We start from the raw sequence: 14,387 nt of genomic DNA on the forward strand, positions 1-14,387 counted from the left end.
CCCCCCGGCCAACTGCCGTCCGCCGCGCCGCTGGAACGGTGCGGCGGACGGCAGTCTCCGTACCCGACCGGCCGGGTGGCCGTCTTGGCACTCCGCCGGTTACCGGAACTCCCTCGCGGAACCGGGTCAGGCGAGGTGCACGTCCGCGTGCACGACCTCGAACTCCTCCAGGCCGACGACACGCACATGCGCCTTGGCCGCGCCTTCGTGGCGGGCCGCGGCCTGGCCGGCCCGCGACCTCACCATCGCCTCACGGTCGACGAAGAGGGTGCCGACCCGACCCGTGCCGCGTTCCCGGTCGATGAGCAGGCCGGCCCTGGCCAGGCCGGGCAGGGTCTCGTAGCGCGGGACCACGGTCGAGCGGAAGGTGTCGGCGAACAGGTCGGCGTCCGCGGGGTCGAACTCGACCCGGGTGACGCGCAGTCCGCCGCCCACCCGCGGTCCCTGGACCGAGTGGTACACCACCGCCTCGAAGTTCTCCACCGTCAGCGTGCCCGCGAACGGCTCCAGCATCTCCCCCCTGTGCTCGCGCATCACCAGGTCGCTGTTCTGCCGCGCCTTCTCGGAGTCCCACCAGCTCGCCCCCACCAGCTTGCCGAGCTCCCGGTCGACGAAGACCCCGGATCCGCGGTAGCCGGGCCGCTCTTCGAGGAGCTCCCGGCCCTCACTGTTCAAGGCCCTGATGGCCGTGTCGATCTTCGCGGGGTCGCCGGTCACATAGATGGTGCGCACGAACATGGCATTCGCCTCCCAGTTCGACATGACCAGTCTTGCCCCAGGGACGAACCCCCGCAAACAGCACAGCGCGTGCGACTTCCCCGGAAGGGCTTGACGGGGACATGCGGATGGGGCCACCTTGTACGCCACCCAGTAAGGAAACTTTCCTAACAGAAGGGTCCCCCACAGTGCGTCTTCGAACACTGACCCTCGCCGCGGCCTCCGGAGCCGCCCTCCTGGCCGCCGGAGTGCTGCCCGCTCACGCCTCCGGCAGCCCCGCGCCGGCTTCCGCCCAGGAGGGCACGGTCAGCGCGGCCGACCTGCTCGCCAAGGTGAAGTCCTGTTCGCAGATATCCAACGGCAAGTACAAGACCGACGACGAGACTTCCGCCACGGTCCCCGTGTGCGGCAAGAACGGCGCGGTGTTCTGGAAGGCCGACATGGACGTCGACTGCGACGGCCAGCGCACCACCAACTGCAACGAGAACCGCGACCCCTGGTACCAGGACGACACCGCCTTCCACCAGTCCGACGGCAAGCCGCTGAAGGCCGAGTCCCTGCCGTACGTCGTGGTCCCCAGCACCAGCAGCATCTGGAACTACGCCGGCGCCGGCATCAAGGGCGGCGGTGTGGTCGCGGTCATCTACAACAACAAGGTCGAGTACGCCGTGGTCGGCGACACCGGCCCCACCAAGATCATCGGGGAGGCCTCGTACGCCACCGCCAAGGCCCTCGGCATCAATCCCGACCCGGCCACCGGCGGGGTCGACTCCGGTGTGACGTACATCCTGTTCAAGAACTCCAAGGTCTCCCCCATCGAGAGCCACAGCGCGGCCGTCTCCCTCGGGGACCAGCTGGCCAAGCAGTTCCTGCAGAACAACTGACGTAGCAAGTACGTCAGTTGGGTTGGCCCAGCGGACGTACGACCACGGTGTTGACGTCGACCCCGGCCGGCTGCCGGATCGCCCAGACCACCGAGTCGGCGATCTGGTCCGCGGTCAGGAGGTGCCCCGGGGGCAGGCTGCCGTAGCTGTCCCAGAACGGGGTCTCCACCCGGCCGGGGGCGACCAGCGTGACTCCGACGCCGAACTCGGTGACCTGGCGCCGGGTGTTCTCCGCGAGCCCGGTGACCGCCCACTTGGTGGCGCCGTAGAGGTTGCCCGGCGTGTTGACGAAGCCGGCGACACTGCCGATGAGGACGATCCGGCCACGCGTCTCCTTCAGCGCGTCGACGGAGGCACGGACGAGGAGGGCGGGACCGAGGACGTTGGTGAGGACCATCTCGGTCCAGCCGGCCGGGTCGCCGTCGGCGACGGAGTCGTGCGTGGCGAAGCCCGCGTTGGCGACGACGGTGTCGAGTCGGCCGTACGCCTTGAGCGTGCGGTCGACCGCATGCTGCACGTCGTCGAATGCCGACGCGCTGCCGACGGCCGTCAGCAGTTCGCCGGGATTCCCCAGACCCTCGGCGAAGTCCCGCAGCCTGCGCTCCCCGCGTCCGGTGACGGTGACCCGGTACCCCGCGTCCAGCAACTGCCTGGCCACGGCGGCGCCGATACCGCTGCCACCACCGGTGATGAGCGCGACCGGAGAGTCGTTCATGAAGTCCCCCTGCTTTTCCCTGCGTTGTGCGAACGCGGGACAGTCCACCACTTGGAGGGCGCTCGAAGTCAAGGAACGTCGCGGGTGCGCCGGCAGGGCACCGAGGGCAGTGCTACACGGGTCGTACCGCCGTGTGGACCGTGTACGCGCCCAGCACGAACACGTCCGGCCTGCGGTGCACGCTCACCGGGTCGGCCGGGTCGAGCAGGCGGTCCAGGGTGGCCCGGTCCTCGGCGTCCAGGTCCTCGGCGACGGCTCGGCGCAGGCGGGACAGGGTGCCCGCGATGTAGGCGCGGGCCCGGTCGGTCGCCGGCGCGGGCAGGTCGAGCAGGAAGCTGCGGGTGCGGGTGCGGGTGAGGCCTGCGGAGGTCAGCAGCGCCGGCCAGTCCTCGGTCTCGGCGACCGAGCCGGGCAGGCCGGCCCGCATCCGGGCGAACCACTCCTCCTCCACCACGTCCATCCGTGCCTGGAGTCCGGGGCGCCCGATGCCGATGTCGCGGGGCAGGAACCGGGAGGGCAGGCCGCCTTCGAGGAGGGCCAGGGTGCCGCCGGGGGCGAGCCGTGCGGCGAACGCGGCGAGCGCGGCCCGCTGGTCCCCGAGGTGGTGCAGGCTGCGGCTGGCCCACAGCAGGTCGGCCGGATAGTCCAGCTCGCCCAGCACCTCGGGCAGCTCACCCGCGAGGGTGTCGAAGCGGTCGGCCACGCCCTGCCGTGCGGCGCGGGCGCGGGCGCGCTCCAGCAGCGGCTCGGTGCCGTCGACGGCCACGATCCGCGCTCCGGGGAACATCTCGGCGAACAGGCAGGCGACGACGCCGGGACCGCTGCCCGCGTCGACGATCAGCCCCGGCTCGGTCACCTCCTTCGCCAGCCAGGCCATGGCCCGCTCGTAGACGGGGGTGAACAGCTCCGCCTGGGCCTCCAGCAGCGGGCCCATCTCGTTCCAGTCGATGTCGGTGTCGTGCCCGTGCGCGTGCCGGTATTCGTGCTCGTGGTGGTCGTGGTCGTGCGCCATGGTGGTCAGCCTCTCCTCGGGGTGCCGACAGCGTGCGACGGCACACCGGGTGCGGGCCAGCGATGTTGCCGGTACGGCAAAACCGCAACGGCGGGACCCGCACCGCAAAAAGGGATGCGCCCCGGCAAAGGGAGCGGTGACGATGGGCCGATGGACGACGAGTTGGTGGAGCGGTTCCTGACCGACGGGTTCGTGAGGATCGAGGGCGCCTTTCCGCCCCGTGTCGCCGAGGACGCCGCGCGGCTGCTGTGGCGCGAGACGGGGTACGACCCGGACGACCCCGGCACCTGGAAGGACCCGGTGGTGTGGGTGGGCGGCATGGCGCAGGGGCCGTTCGCCGCGGCGGCCAACTCCGCCCCGCTGCATGAGGCGTTCGACCTGCTCGTCGGCGCGGGCCGGTGGGAGCCGCGCTACTCGCTGGGTACCTTCCCGCTGCGCTTCCCGCACCCCGACGAGCCGGACGACGCGGGGTGGCACATAGAGGGCGGCTATCTGCCCGACGGCGAGGCGCACTACCACGCGAACCTGCGCTCCCGGGACCGTGCCCTGCTGATGCTGTTCCTGTTCAGCGAGGTCACCGAGGCCGACGCCCCGACCCGGATCCGGGTCGGCTCCCACCTGGACGTGCCACGGATCCTGGAGCCGTACGGCGAGAGGGGCGCCTCCTTCCTGGAACTCGGCCCCCAGGTGGCCGCCGCCTCCGCGCACCGCCCGCTCGCCCACGCCACGGGCCGCCCCGGGGACGTCTACCTCTGCCATCCCTTCCTGGTGCACGCGGCCCAGCCGCACCACGGCACCCGGCCCCGTTTCATGGCCCAGCCGCCGCTGTACCCCGCCGTGCCGTACGAGCTGGACCGGCCGGACGGGAACCACTCCGCGGTGGAACGCGCGATCCGCCGGGGCCTGTCCCTCGGCGAGGACCGACCCCGGCGGACGTTCACCGGGGGCCGTCTCTCCCGCTAAAGGCCAAGACCGGGAAGTTAGGTTTGGGCTGGTCAGGGTGATCGTGGTGGTCACGGCCGTCTCGTGGCCGAGGCTGCCCTTGGTCTTGTTGTAGGCGTAGGGCGACAGGGTCCGTTTGACGCAGCGTGGGCTGGTGCGGGATCGGCGGCGTGTGGGTGCGAGGTTGCGGGCCTGGACCAGGACTGCGTGCAGGAGGGCCGGACCTGCGGTGCTGGCGTTGATCACTGTCAGTCGGACGGTGTGCAGGGCGATGGTCAACGACAGTCGGATCCGGATCGAGGCTGGCGGTCCCTGACCACCGGGACGAATGGCGCCAAGAGGCACGGGACACCGGCGGCCGTCGCCGACCCCTCCCGGGGGATGGCGGGGATCCGGGGTGACCCACTGGACGACGGACGTCAGGCGGCCGGCGGCTTCCTGAAGGCGCGCACGTGGAAGACCGGGTCGGGGCGGCGGCGGTCCTGGTCGGGAAGGCGGGCCAGGTCGGCGGCGAACCGTTCGGTGCGCGGATCGCCGGGCGGCAGCATGGTGAACCAGCCGCGCCGCAGGTCGGCGATGGTGGCGCGCGGGCTGCGGCCCTGCCCGACACCCGGAAAGGACGCCTGCCCGGACGGGTTCAGCCGTTCCTCGCGGGCGTGTGCGGTGACGGTGTCGCCGGCGTCCTGGGCGGGGCGGCGGGGACGCGGGACGAGAACGGCGTCGATGTCGCTGCCGACATCGTGCGCGGCGGCCTTGTCGACGGTGGTGACGTAGACCCCGCCGGGCCGCAGCACGCGGGCACACTCGGCGACGACGGCCCGGACGTCGGCGGGGTCGGACAGCAGGTGCAGCAACCAGATGCTGGTGACCGCGTCGAAGGTGGCGTCGGCGAAGGGCAGGCGGCGGGTGTCGGCCAGCAGGACCGCCCCGGGCAGGCGGCCCGCCGCCATACGGGCCATACCGGGGGCGAGGTCCACCCCGGTCACCCGCAGCCCGGGCCGGGCGGCGGCCAGCCGGCGGGTGACGATCCCGGTGCCGCAGGCGACGTCGAGGAGACGGCCCGGCCGGTCGGGGATCAGGCCGAGGACGGCGGCCGCGGCCGCCTCGGCACGCGGCTCCCCGCCGCGGGACGCGTCGTAGGCGTCGGCTTCCTTGTCGTAGTCCAGCACGCCCCTCAGTGTGGTGTGTGACCTGGGGCGATGTCCTCCACCCTGCGGGCGAGTTCGACATCCTTCTCGGTGACGGCGCCGCCCGCGCTGTGGGTGTTCACGCTGAGGGAGACGGTGTTGTAGCCGAGGGTGAGGTCGGAGTGGTGGTCCAGCTCGTCCTGGATGCGGGCGATGTGCACGACCAGGGCCGTCGCGGCGAAGTGCGAGCCGAGCCGGTAGGAGCGGGTGAGGCGGTCGCCGTCGAGCGACCAGCCGGGCAGCTCCGCGAGCCGGGCCTCGATCTCCTTCGGGGACAGCGGTTCGACGGCCATGGGCGAGCTCCCTTCGTGGCGGGCGGGTACCTGTTCAGCCTGCCACGTTCAGCCGCGTACGCACTCCGCCGCGAGGTCGTCCGCCAGCGCGGCGATGCGGGCACGGCCCTCCACCCGCCCGACCCAGGCGTGCGGGAGACCGACGTCGCCGTGCCGGGCGCCGAGCAGGTTGCCGCAGATCGAACCGGTGGAGTCGCTGTCACCCGAGTGGTTGACGGACAGCAGCAGGGCGTCCTCGACGCGGGGCTCGGCCAGCGCGCAGTAGACGCCGATGGCGAGAGCCTGCTCGGCGACCCAGCCCTCGCCCAGGGTCTCGACCTTCTCCGCCGTCGGCGCTCCCTGCGCCGCCAGGTCGAGGGCCTCGCGCAGGGCGGCCGTGGTCTCCTGGTGACCGGGGTGGCGTTCCAGCAGCCGCAGGGTGCGCAGCACCGAGCCCTCCAGCGACTCCCCGGCGACCAGGTGGGCCACGATCGCGGCCAGCGCGCCAGCCGCGTAGTAGCCGGTGGGGTGGCCGTGGGTGATCTGCGCGCCGCGGGCGGCCATGGCGAAGGCCGCGTCGGCGGTGTTGACGAGGCCGAAGGGGGCCGAGCGCATCACCGTGCCGCAGCCCTTGGAGTCCGGATTGACCTGCCCCGGTCTGCCGTCGAGCGGGAGCAGGGGGTCGGGTGCGTACATCTGGGCGACCCCGGACAGGCAGGCGTTGCCGGGGGCGCGGCGGGCGTACAGCCAGGCCTCGGTGACGAGACCACCCGTCGGAGCGCCGCTCTGCGGCGGTGCGGCCTCCCGCGGCCCGGACTTCGTCTGCGTCTCGAGCCACCGCTCGTAGGACCGGCGCAGCAGCAGGGCCCAGCCGCCGCCGATCCCCTTCTCCCGCTCACGGGCATGGGCCTGCACGAGCGCCTCGGTGGTGAACAGGGTCATCTGCGTGTCGTCACTGATCAGGCCGACCGCGCCGTGCGCGCCCGGGACGAGACCGGTCACCCCGCGCGCGCCGTGCAGGGCGCGGATCCGGTCGAGGGAGGCGAACTCGACCGGGTAGCCGAGGGCGTCGCCGAGTGCCCCGCCGAGCAGGCAGCCGCGGACTCTGGACCGGTACACCGCCGCGGCCTCCCAGGACGGCTTCCACCACTGGTCCATGCGTGCGCTCCTCGACTCCGGTGCCCGGCTGCGGTCGTCAGCGGGCTCCTCGACTACGGTCGTCCGTATGACCATTGTCGCGACCGGCCCGTCCGCATCCGCAGCCGCCCCCAAGGACAAGGGGGTGGGCCCGCTGCTGCGCTCCTGGCGGGAGCGCCGCCGGATCTCGCAGCTGGAGCTGGCGTTGCGCGCCGACTCCTCCGCCCGGCACATCAGCTTCATCGAGACGGGCCGGTCGCGGCCCAGCGAGGAGATGGTGCTGCGGCTGGCCGAGCACCTGGACGTGCCGGTGCGCGAGCGCAACGCGCTGCTGCTGGCGGCCGGTTACGCCCCGCACTACCCGGAGACCCCGCTGGACGACCCGGCGCTGGACGCACTGCGCGACGGCATGGAGCGGCTCATCCAGGGCTACGAGCCGTATCCGGCGCTCGTGGTCGACGCCGGGTACACCGTGGTCGCCGCCAACCGGGGCATCGCCATGCTGCTGGAGGGCGTCCCCGAGAAGCTGATGACACCGGCGCCGAACGCGATGCGGCTGACGCTGCATCCCGAGGGGCTCGCGCCGCGCATCCGCAACCTGCGCGAGTGGCGCGGGCATCTGCTGGCGCAGATGGAACGGGAGATCGCCCTGCACCGCTCGGACCAACTGCGGGCCCTGTACGAGGAGGTGGCCGCCTACCCGGTGCCCGAGGACGCGCCCGGTGACGAACCGGCCGAGCCGGTGCCGTACTTCGCGCTGCCGCTGCGGATCGAGCACGACGACCGGGTCCTGTCGTTCGTGTCGTCCATCTCCACCTTCAACACGCCCATGGACGTCACGGTCGCCGAACTGGCCATCGAGACGTTCCTTCCCGCGGACCCGGCGACCACCAAGTACCTGCGCACACTGGCAGGTTGACCCTCACGCACCGGTCCACGGTTCTTCTCGACCACGTGTGCGACGGGCGGGTCGCATGACAGACTGCCCGCATGCTTCGGCGCGTAGGCGAGGGCGTGGCGTGAGTGAGCGGCGGCCTGCACCCACCGTGGGCCAGGTGGTGCTGGGCAAGCGGCTGCAGGAGCTCCGGGAGGCGGCCGGTCTCGGCCGTGAGGAGGCCGCCCGGGTGCTCAGGGTGGCGTCGGCGACCGTACGTCGGATGGAGATGGCCGAGGTCGCGCTGAAGATCCCGTACGTGCAGGTGCTGCTGTCCACCTACGGGGTGCCCGAGGAGGAGACGGCCGCGTTCGTGCGGCTGGCCGAGGAGGCGAACGAGCCGGGCTGGTGGCAGCGGTTCCACGACGTTCTGCCGGACTGGTTCAGCCTGTACGTGAGCCTGGAGGGCGCCGCCCGGATCATCCGCTCCTACGAGCCGCACTTCGTGCCCGGCCTGCTGCAGACGGAGGCGTACGCGCGCGCGGTGATGGAGGCCGGGACGATAGGGCAGACCGGTCCGGAGACGGTCGAGCGGCATGTGTCGCTGCGCATGGAGCGGCAGCGGCTGCTGGAGCGTGACGATCCGCCGCACCTGTGGGTGATCATGGACGAGACGGTGCTGAGGCGCCCGGTGAGCACCCGGCCCGAGGTGATGCGCGACCAGCTGGACCGGCTGCTGGAGTACGCCGAACGGGACCGGGTCACCCTGCAACTCGCCGAGTTCGCGGCCGGCCCGCACCCGGGGACGTACGCCCCGTTCACGCTGTTCCGGTTCGCCGAGCCGGAGCTGCCGGACATGGTGTTCACCGAGTACCTGACCGGCGCGCTGTACCTGGACTCCCGCCGGGAGGTCGCCGCGCATCTGGAGGTGCTGGACCACATGACGACCCGGGCCGCCTCCGCGCAGCGCACCCGGAAGATCCTGCGTGAGTACCGCGAGACCCTCTGACACCGTTGTGACCGGCTGAGGAGCACACCCCGCTGGTCCGGATCCGACGCCCCGCCGATCGAGGGGGTGGCGGCTCAGGCAAAGGACGTCGTGCGCCTGTACGCCGGGGTGGCGCGCAATCCCTGACCCGGACGGGTGGCCTGGACAGGTGCGTTTCCCCACCCGCCCCTAGGTTCTGAACCACGGGGTGAGCAAGGGAGCGCACGTGGCGGACACGCGGACACCACCCGGGGAGCCCGGCGCGGCGCTGCTGAGCGCCGGGCGGTTCCTCCCGCTTCCTCGCCCGCGTGGACCCCGCGACCCGGCGGTCCCGCGAGGAGGCGGACATCGCAGAAGTCGGCCGCGACGCGTTCCCTCCTGTGCTCCCCGAACAGGAGGCCTGATGCCCTCGGACGCGGTGCTCTACCAGGCGGCGGCACTCTGCCTGACCTACCCGGACGACGACTTCGTCGCCCGGCTGCCGCTGCTGCGCGAAGCCGCCCCGCAGCTGCGGTCCTTCACCGACCACGCGGCCGTCACCCCGCAGCGGGAGCTGGCCGCACATTATGTGCGGGTCTTCGACCTCAAGAGCCGACACAGCCTGTACCTGAGCCGGTGGCGCGACGGCGACACCCGGCGGCGGGGCATGTCCATGGGGCGCTTCAAGGACGTCTACCGGGAGCACGGGCTGGAGTTCAGCGGCGAGGAACGGCCGGACTTCCTGCCGGCGGTCCTGGAGCTCACCGCTCGCACCGGCGACACCGCTCTGCTCACCGGGCACCGGGGCGCGCTGGAACAGCTGCGGTCCCGGCTGACCGCCTACGGCACCCCGTACGCAGGCGTCCTGGACGCGGTGTGCGCCACTCTGCCGACGTCGTCCGGCGGGGCGCGTTCCTGAGCCGTCGAGTCAGGCGGCGCCGCCCTTGGTGTCCCGTTCGTCGTCCACGATCTCCGCGTCCACCACGCTCTCTTCGTCCGGCGTGCTCTGTTCCCCGCCCGAATCGCCGGAGGCCGACGGCTGGGCCTGGCTGTACATGGCCTGGCCCATCTTCTGGCTGACGGTGGCGAGTTTCTCGACTCCCGTGCGCAGGGCGGAGGTGTCGGCGTTCTGTTCCAGCAGCGTCTTCAGTTCCGTGACCGCGGTCTCGACCTCACTGCGGGTGTCGGCGGGCACCCGGTCCCGGTTGTCGCTCAGGAACCTCTCGGTCTGGTAGACGAGTTGCTCGGCCTGGTTGCGGGTCTCGGCGGCCTCGCGGCGTTTGCGGTCCTCCTCGGCGTACTGCTCGGCCTCCCGCATCATGCGGTCGATGTCGTCCTTGGGGAGGGCGGAGCCGCCGGTGACGGTCATCTTCTGCTCCCGGCCGGTCGCGAGGTCCTTCGCGGAGACGTGCATGATGCCGTTGGCGTCGATGTCGAAGGCCACCTCGATCTGCGGTACCCCGCGCGGGGCCGGCGGCAGGCCGGTGAGGTCGAAGACGCCGAGCTTCTTGTTGTAGGCGGCGATCTCGCGTTCGCCCTGGTAGACCTGGATGCCGACCGATGGCTGGTTGTCGGTGGCGGTGGTGAAGATCTCCGAACGGCGGGTCGGGATCGTGGTGTTGCGTTCGATCAGCCTGGTCATGATGCCGCCCTTGGTCTCGATGCCCAGGGACAGCGGGGTGACGTCCAGCAGCAGGACGTCCTTGACGTCGCCACGGATGACACCGGCCTGGAGGGCCGCGCCCACCGCGACCACCTCGTCGGGGTTGACGCCCTTGTGCGGGTCCTTGCCGGTGAGTTCCTTGACCAGCTCGGTGACGGCGGGCATGCGGGTCGAACCGCCGACCAGGATGACGTGGTCGATCGCGGACAGCTGCACACCCGCGTCCTTGACCGCCTGGTGGAAGGGCGTCTTGCAGCGGTCCAGGAGGTCCGCCGTCAGTTCCTGGAACTGGGCGCGGGTCAACTTCTCCTCCAGGTGCAGCGGGCCCTCGGCGGAGGCGGTGATGTAGGGCAGGTTGATGGAGGTCTCCGAGGACGAGGACAGCTCGATCTTGGCCTTCTCGGCGGCCTCGCGCAGCCGCTGCACGGCCATCTTGTCGTTGCCCAGGTCGATGCCGTACTGCCCCTTGAACCGCTTGACCAGGTGCTCGACGATCCGCTGGTCCCAGTCGTCGCCGCCGAGGTGGGTGTCACCGTTGGTGGCCTTCACCTCGATGACCCCGTCGCCGATCTCCAGCAGGGACACGTCGAAGGTACCGCCGCCCAGGTCGAAGACGAGGACCGTCTGCTCCTCGCCGCGGTCCAGGCCATAGGCGAGGGCGGCGGCTGTGGGCTCGTTGATGATCCTCAACACCTTCAGGCCGGTGATCTCCCCGGCCTCCTTGGTGGCCTGCCGCTGGGCGTCGTCGAAGTACGCCGGTACGGTGATCACCGCGTCCGTGACGTCCTCGCCGAGGTAGGCCTCCGCGTCCCGCTTCAGCTTCTGCAGCACCCGCGCCGACAGCTCCTGTGCGCGCAGCCGGGTGCCGTCGATCGAGCCCTGCTCGGGGAAGCGCCAGTCCGGATCACCCATGTGCCGCTTGACCGAGCGTGCGGTGCGCTCGACGTTGGTCACGGCCTGCCGTTTGGCGACCTCGCCGACCAGTACCTCACCGTTCTTCGCGAACGCCACCACGGAGGGTGTGGTCCGCGCGCCCTCCGCGTTGGCGACGACGGTGGGCTCGCCGCCCTCCAGAACGGCCACCACCGAGTTCGTCGTCCCGAGATCGATCCCGACCGCACGTGCCATGGTTCGTCCCCTTCCACCAGCGCGTTCACCAGAGCAACCGCCGAGACGCCTCCGTCAGGACGCCTGCCGCACTCCCAGCACAGGACGCGCGTACGTCCTTGTCAATGCACGAGTGCCCGAAAACGGCGATGCCGCGCCCCGGCGGGAACGCGGCATCGGATGACGTACGAGCGTCAGGCCAGCTCGGCCGTCAGGGTGATGGTCGTACCGGTCAGGGCCTGGCTGACCGGGCAGTTCTTCTTGGCGTCCTCGGCCGCCGACCGGAAGCCGTCCGCTTCCAGGCCCGGCACCTCGCCGCGGACGGTGAGGTGGATGCCGGTGATGCCCTCGCCGGGCTGGAAGGTGACGTCCGCCTTGGTCTCCAGGCGGGTGGGCGGGGTGCCGGCACCGGCCAGCGCGTGCGACAGCGCCATGGAGAAGCAGCTGGAGTGGGCGCCCGCGATCAGCTCCTCCGGGCTGGTCTTGCCGTTCGCGTCCTGGGCGCGCGAGGCCCACGTGACGGGCTGCTGAGCGATACCGGAGGAGTCGAAGGTGACGACGCCGTTGCCCTCGAGCAGATTGCCTTCCCAGACCGTGTGTGCGGTGCGCGTGGTAGCCACGGTGGTTCCTTTCGGGTGTGGTCCCGTTTCCGAGTTCCTGGTCCCATCCGATCACATTCGGGCGCACCGCACCCTGAAGACCGGGCCACGCGGGGTTTCAGGCGGCCCGCTCCTCCTCCGCCGCCTCGGTGAGCGGCACCTGCGGCCCGTTCGCCTCGCGCAGCCAGCGGCGCAGCACGCGGTGCACGTGCTCGGCGCCGGTCGGTTCCGCTCCCTCCTCGGCGGGTGGGGACAGGGTGAGCGGGGAGAGCAGGAAGGGGCGGGACTGGTCGCCGCCGAGACCGCCGTGGGAGCCGATCTGCTCCTCGAAAGCGAGGACTTCGCCGTCGGCGGGGTCGTGGGCGGAGTTGACCATGATGTCGGCGGTGTGCGGGAAGGTGTGGGTGCGGCGGACGGCGTCGGCGGCGCCGGGGCCGAAGCGGGCGAGCGGGCCGGGCTCCTCCTCCAGCCTGTCCAGCGGGATCTCGGTGCCGTACGGGCCGAGCACCACGCCGTCGTGCGCCTCGCTGCGCACCAGCAGGAAGCCTATGCCGGGGTGGTTGGCGAGGGTGGCGAGCAGGGCGGGGTGCCGTGCGTCGATCTCCTCCTTGGTCATGCGGTGCGGCACGTCCGCGAAGGAGACCAGGCCGAGGTTGCCCGAGGCCAGCACGACCGGCTCCGAGCCACGGGCGGCCCGGTACTCCTCGCCCCTCTCCTCCACGGGCCGGCGCAGGGCCGCGCGGACGGCGGCGCGGGCCTCGGCGCCGCTGCGGGTGCGTTCGGCCCTGCGCGGCACGGGCAGTCCGCAGCCGGCCCGGACGAGGTCGGCGAGGGTGAGGCCGTAGCGGGCGTGGAAGGTCTCGCCGGGGCTCTGGCCGTGGTCGGACAGGACGACGATCCGGTAGGGGCGCGGGGCGTGTTCGGTGGCCTTCTCGATGAGCGCGAGGGACCGGTCGAGGCGCTGCAGGACCTTCTCGGCGTCCCGGCTGCGCGGCCCGGAGTGGTGGGCGACCTCGTCGTAGGCGACGAGGTCGGCGTAGACGGCGGTGCGGCCGGCGAGCAGGTCGCCCATCACGGCGGCGACCACGACATCCCGTTCGACGACGGTGGCGAAGGCGCGCACGAAGGGGTACAGGCCGCCGCGGCTCACCCGGGGCCGCTGTCTGCGGACGCGGGCCCGGGTGGACTGGCCGATCTCGCGGGCGACCTCGGCGACGAAGGACAGGGCGGTGCGCACCGCGTTGGCGGGGTCGGAGAAGTAGGCGAAGTAGCCGGCGCGGGAACGGTTCTCCCGGCCGCGGCGGCGGGTGGCTATGGACAGCACGAGGGCCTGTTCGCCGGCACCGCCGCCGAACAGGTTGCCGCGGCTGGCGCCGTCGACGGTGAGCAGTCCACCGTCGCCCGTACGCAGGACGGCGCGGCGCTGCAGTTCGACGGCGCTGGTCGGGCGATTGCAGACCATCACCTCGCCCCGGTCCTTCTCGTACCAGCGGAAGGCGGGCACGTCGAAGGTGCTGCCGTGCAGGATGCCGAGCTGGCTGGCACCGGTCTGGCTGGACCAGTCGGTGCGCCAGTGGGTGAGCCGGTGGGTCGGCTGCCCGCCGTCGTCCGTCGCCAGCCAGCGGGCGACCGTCGGCATGAGGCCCTTGCGGACGGCGTGGGTGAGGACGTCGTGGCCGACGCCGTCGAGCTGGACGCAGACCAGGCCGGGCGTGGCCGGGCAGGGCGGGCCGGCACCGCGGCGGCGGTCGGCGAGGCGCAGGAGGCGGCGGCGATAGGCGTCGTCGTCGCGCACGGTGAGGGCGGCGCCGGTGGCCGAGGCGACGGCGGACATCACGGCGGCCACGATGACGGCGGTCTCCGGGGCCGCCTCGGGGCGCCCGGAGGGGTTGACGCGCAGGGCGAGCAGCAGCAGGGAGCCGTTGAGGAAGAACACCAGCAGGCCGAGGACCAGCGCGGGCACGAGCAGCAGCAGCCGTACCAGGCGCGGCCACACCACGGCCGAGAGCACGCCGAAGGCGCCGGCGCCGCACGCGGCGGTGACGGCGATCCGGGTGGCGCTGTCACCGTCGGCGGACTGGAGCCTGAAGTCGGGCAGCAGGCCCGCGAGGACGAGCATGGTGAGCGTGGAGACCGCCCACACCGTGACGCTCCGCCCGACCTGACCGGCAATCCGCCGCCACCGCACGCCCCGCACACCTCACGTCCCGGCCCTCCCCCACCCGTCGGGCGGGGTACCCCCGTCTCGCTCAGCTCGACCAGGGCCTTGCTCCACCTTGTCATAGCAGGCCGGGGGCCGGACGATCGGGCC

Annotated in this window: 14 protein-coding genes; 5 read left to right on the forward strand and 9 right to left on the reverse strand. The window is 72.1% G+C overall.

Going from position 1 to position 14,387, the window contains the following annotated elements; genetic code table 11:
- Window positions 1–126: 126 nt before the first annotated feature.
- Complete coding sequence (locus ACFZDC_RS09560) at window positions 127–738, reverse strand: hypothetical protein (RefSeq protein WP_391321868.1); 612 nt, start codon at window positions 736–738, stop codon at window positions 127–129.
- Window positions 739–905: 167 nt separating this feature from the next.
- Between ACFZDC_RS09560 and ACFZDC_RS09565 the strand changes: the two genes are divergently transcribed.
- Window positions 906–1,601, forward strand: a complete 696-nt coding sequence (locus ACFZDC_RS09565; RefSeq protein WP_391321870.1) for a glycoside hydrolase family 75 protein — start codon at window positions 906–908, stop codon at window positions 1,599–1,601.
- Window positions 1,602–1,614: 13 nt separating this feature from the next.
- On the opposite strand, the gene ACFZDC_RS09570 is transcribed toward ACFZDC_RS09565, so the two are convergent.
- Window positions 1,615–2,316: an SDR family NAD(P)-dependent oxidoreductase gene (locus tag ACFZDC_RS09570; protein ID WP_391321872.1), complete on the reverse strand. Its 702-nt coding sequence runs from the start codon at window positions 2,314–2,316 to the stop codon at window positions 1,615–1,617.
- 112 nt (window positions 2,317–2,428) lie between these two features.
- On the reverse strand, window positions 2,429–3,328 hold the full coding sequence (locus ACFZDC_RS09575) for a methyltransferase (RefSeq protein ID WP_391321874.1): 900 nt from the start codon (window positions 3,326–3,328) through the stop codon (window positions 2,429–2,431).
- Window positions 3,329–3,478: 150 nt separating this feature from the next.
- Here ACFZDC_RS09575 and ACFZDC_RS09580 point away from each other — a divergent pair, with 150 nt between their 5' ends.
- Window positions 3,479–4,291, forward strand: coding sequence for a phytanoyl-CoA dioxygenase family protein (locus ACFZDC_RS09580; RefSeq protein WP_391321875.1), 813 nt, complete (start codon window positions 3,479–3,481; stop codon window positions 4,289–4,291).
- Between the two features lie 398 nt (window positions 4,292–4,689).
- On the opposite strand, the gene ACFZDC_RS09585 is transcribed toward ACFZDC_RS09580, so the two are convergent.
- The 3 genes from ACFZDC_RS09585 to ACFZDC_RS09595 are packed head-to-tail and all read right to left on the reverse strand — an operon-like array spanning window position 4,690 to window position 6,887.
- Entirely contained in the window at window positions 4,690–5,439 is a 750-nt protein-coding gene (locus tag ACFZDC_RS09585) for a methyltransferase domain-containing protein (protein ID WP_391321877.1), read from the reverse strand.
- Window positions 5,440–5,444: 5 nt separating this feature from the next.
- The gene (locus ACFZDC_RS09590) at window positions 5,445–5,750 is read right to left on the reverse strand and encodes a 4a-hydroxytetrahydrobiopterin dehydratase (RefSeq protein WP_391321879.1); all 306 of its coding nucleotides are present in this window, start codon (window positions 5,748–5,750) and stop codon (window positions 5,445–5,447) included.
- 48 nt (window positions 5,751–5,798) lie between these two features.
- A complete protein-coding gene (locus ACFZDC_RS09595) occupies window positions 5,799–6,887 on the reverse strand; it encodes an ADP-ribosylglycohydrolase family protein (protein WP_391321880.1) in 1,089 nt (362 codons plus the stop codon).
- A 67-nt stretch (window positions 6,888–6,954) separates the two neighbouring features.
- Here ACFZDC_RS09595 and ACFZDC_RS09600 point away from each other — a divergent pair, with 67 nt between their 5' ends.
- The 3 genes from ACFZDC_RS09600 to narJ all read left to right on the forward strand — a co-directional run bounded on the left by ACFZDC_RS09600 (window position 6,955) and on the right by narJ (window position 9,626).
- Entirely contained in the window at window positions 6,955–7,785 is an 831-nt protein-coding gene (locus ACFZDC_RS09600; RefSeq protein ID WP_391321882.1) for a helix-turn-helix domain-containing protein, read from the forward strand.
- Between the two features lie 100 nt (window positions 7,786–7,885).
- A complete protein-coding gene (locus tag ACFZDC_RS09605) occupies window positions 7,886–8,749 on the forward strand; it encodes a Scr1 family TA system antitoxin-like transcriptional regulator (protein ID WP_391321884.1) in 864 nt (287 codons plus the stop codon).
- Between the two features lie 382 nt (window positions 8,750–9,131).
- The gene (gene narJ, locus ACFZDC_RS09610; protein WP_391321886.1) at window positions 9,132–9,626 is read left to right on the forward strand and encodes a nitrate reductase molybdenum cofactor assembly chaperone; all 495 of its coding nucleotides are present in this window, start codon (window positions 9,132–9,134) and stop codon (window positions 9,624–9,626) included.
- Between the two features lie 9 nt (window positions 9,627–9,635).
- On the opposite strand, the gene dnaK is transcribed toward narJ, so the two are convergent.
- The 3 genes from dnaK to ACFZDC_RS09625 all read right to left on the reverse strand — a co-directional run bounded on the left by dnaK (window position 9,636) and on the right by ACFZDC_RS09625 (window position 14,273).
- A complete protein-coding gene (gene dnaK / locus ACFZDC_RS09615) occupies window positions 9,636–11,498 on the reverse strand; it encodes a molecular chaperone DnaK (RefSeq protein WP_391321889.1) in 1,863 nt (620 codons plus the stop codon).
- 173 nt (window positions 11,499–11,671) lie between these two features.
- The gene (locus tag ACFZDC_RS09620) at window positions 11,672–12,097 is read right to left on the reverse strand and encodes an OsmC family peroxiredoxin (RefSeq protein WP_391321891.1); all 426 of its coding nucleotides are present in this window, start codon (window positions 12,095–12,097) and stop codon (window positions 11,672–11,674) included.
- A gap of 97 nt (window positions 12,098–12,194) precedes the next feature.
- Window positions 12,195–14,273 carry a phage holin family protein gene (locus tag ACFZDC_RS09625; RefSeq protein WP_391321893.1) on the reverse strand — a complete coding sequence of 693 codons (2,079 nt, stop codon included), beginning with the start codon at window positions 14,271–14,273 and terminating at the stop codon, window positions 12,195–12,197.
- Window positions 14,274–14,387 lie beyond the last annotated feature (114 nt).

The organism is Streptomyces sp. NPDC007905 (genome assembly GCF_042959345.1).
Taxonomy (GTDB): Bacteria; Actinomycetota; Actinomycetes; order Streptomycetales; family Streptomycetaceae; genus Streptomyces.

Bases quoted from the DNA above. Each gene is read 5' to 3' on its own strand.
- ACFZDC_RS09560 (WP_391321868.1), bottom strand. From the start codon at position 738: ATGTTCGTGCGCACCATCTATGTGACCGGCGACCCCGCGAAGATCGAC.
- ACFZDC_RS09570 (WP_391321872.1), bottom strand. From the start codon at position 2,316: ATGAACGACTCTCCGGTCGCGCTCATCACCGGTGGTGGCAGCGGTATC.
- ACFZDC_RS09575 (WP_391321874.1), bottom strand. From the start codon at position 3,328: ATGGCGCACGACCACGACCACCACGAGCACGAATACCGGCACGCGCAC.
- ACFZDC_RS09580 (WP_391321875.1), top strand. From the start codon at position 3,479: ATGGACGACGAGTTGGTGGAGCGGTTCCTGACCGACGGGTTCGTGAGG.
- ACFZDC_RS09590 (WP_391321879.1), bottom strand. From the start codon at position 5,750: ATGGCCGTCGAACCGCTGTCCCCGAAGGAGATCGAGGCCCGGCTCGCG.
- ACFZDC_RS09595 (WP_391321880.1), bottom strand. From the start codon at position 6,887: ATGGACCAGTGGTGGAAGCCGTCCTGGGAGGCCGCGGCGGTGTACCGG.
- ACFZDC_RS09600 (WP_391321882.1), top strand. From the start codon at position 6,955: ATGACCATTGTCGCGACCGGCCCGTCCGCATCCGCAGCCGCCCCCAAG.
- narJ (WP_391321886.1), top strand. From the start codon at position 9,132: ATGCCCTCGGACGCGGTGCTCTACCAGGCGGCGGCACTCTGCCTGACC.
- dnaK (WP_391321889.1), bottom strand. From the start codon at position 11,498: ATGGCACGTGCGGTCGGGATCGATCTCGGGACGACGAACTCGGTGGTG.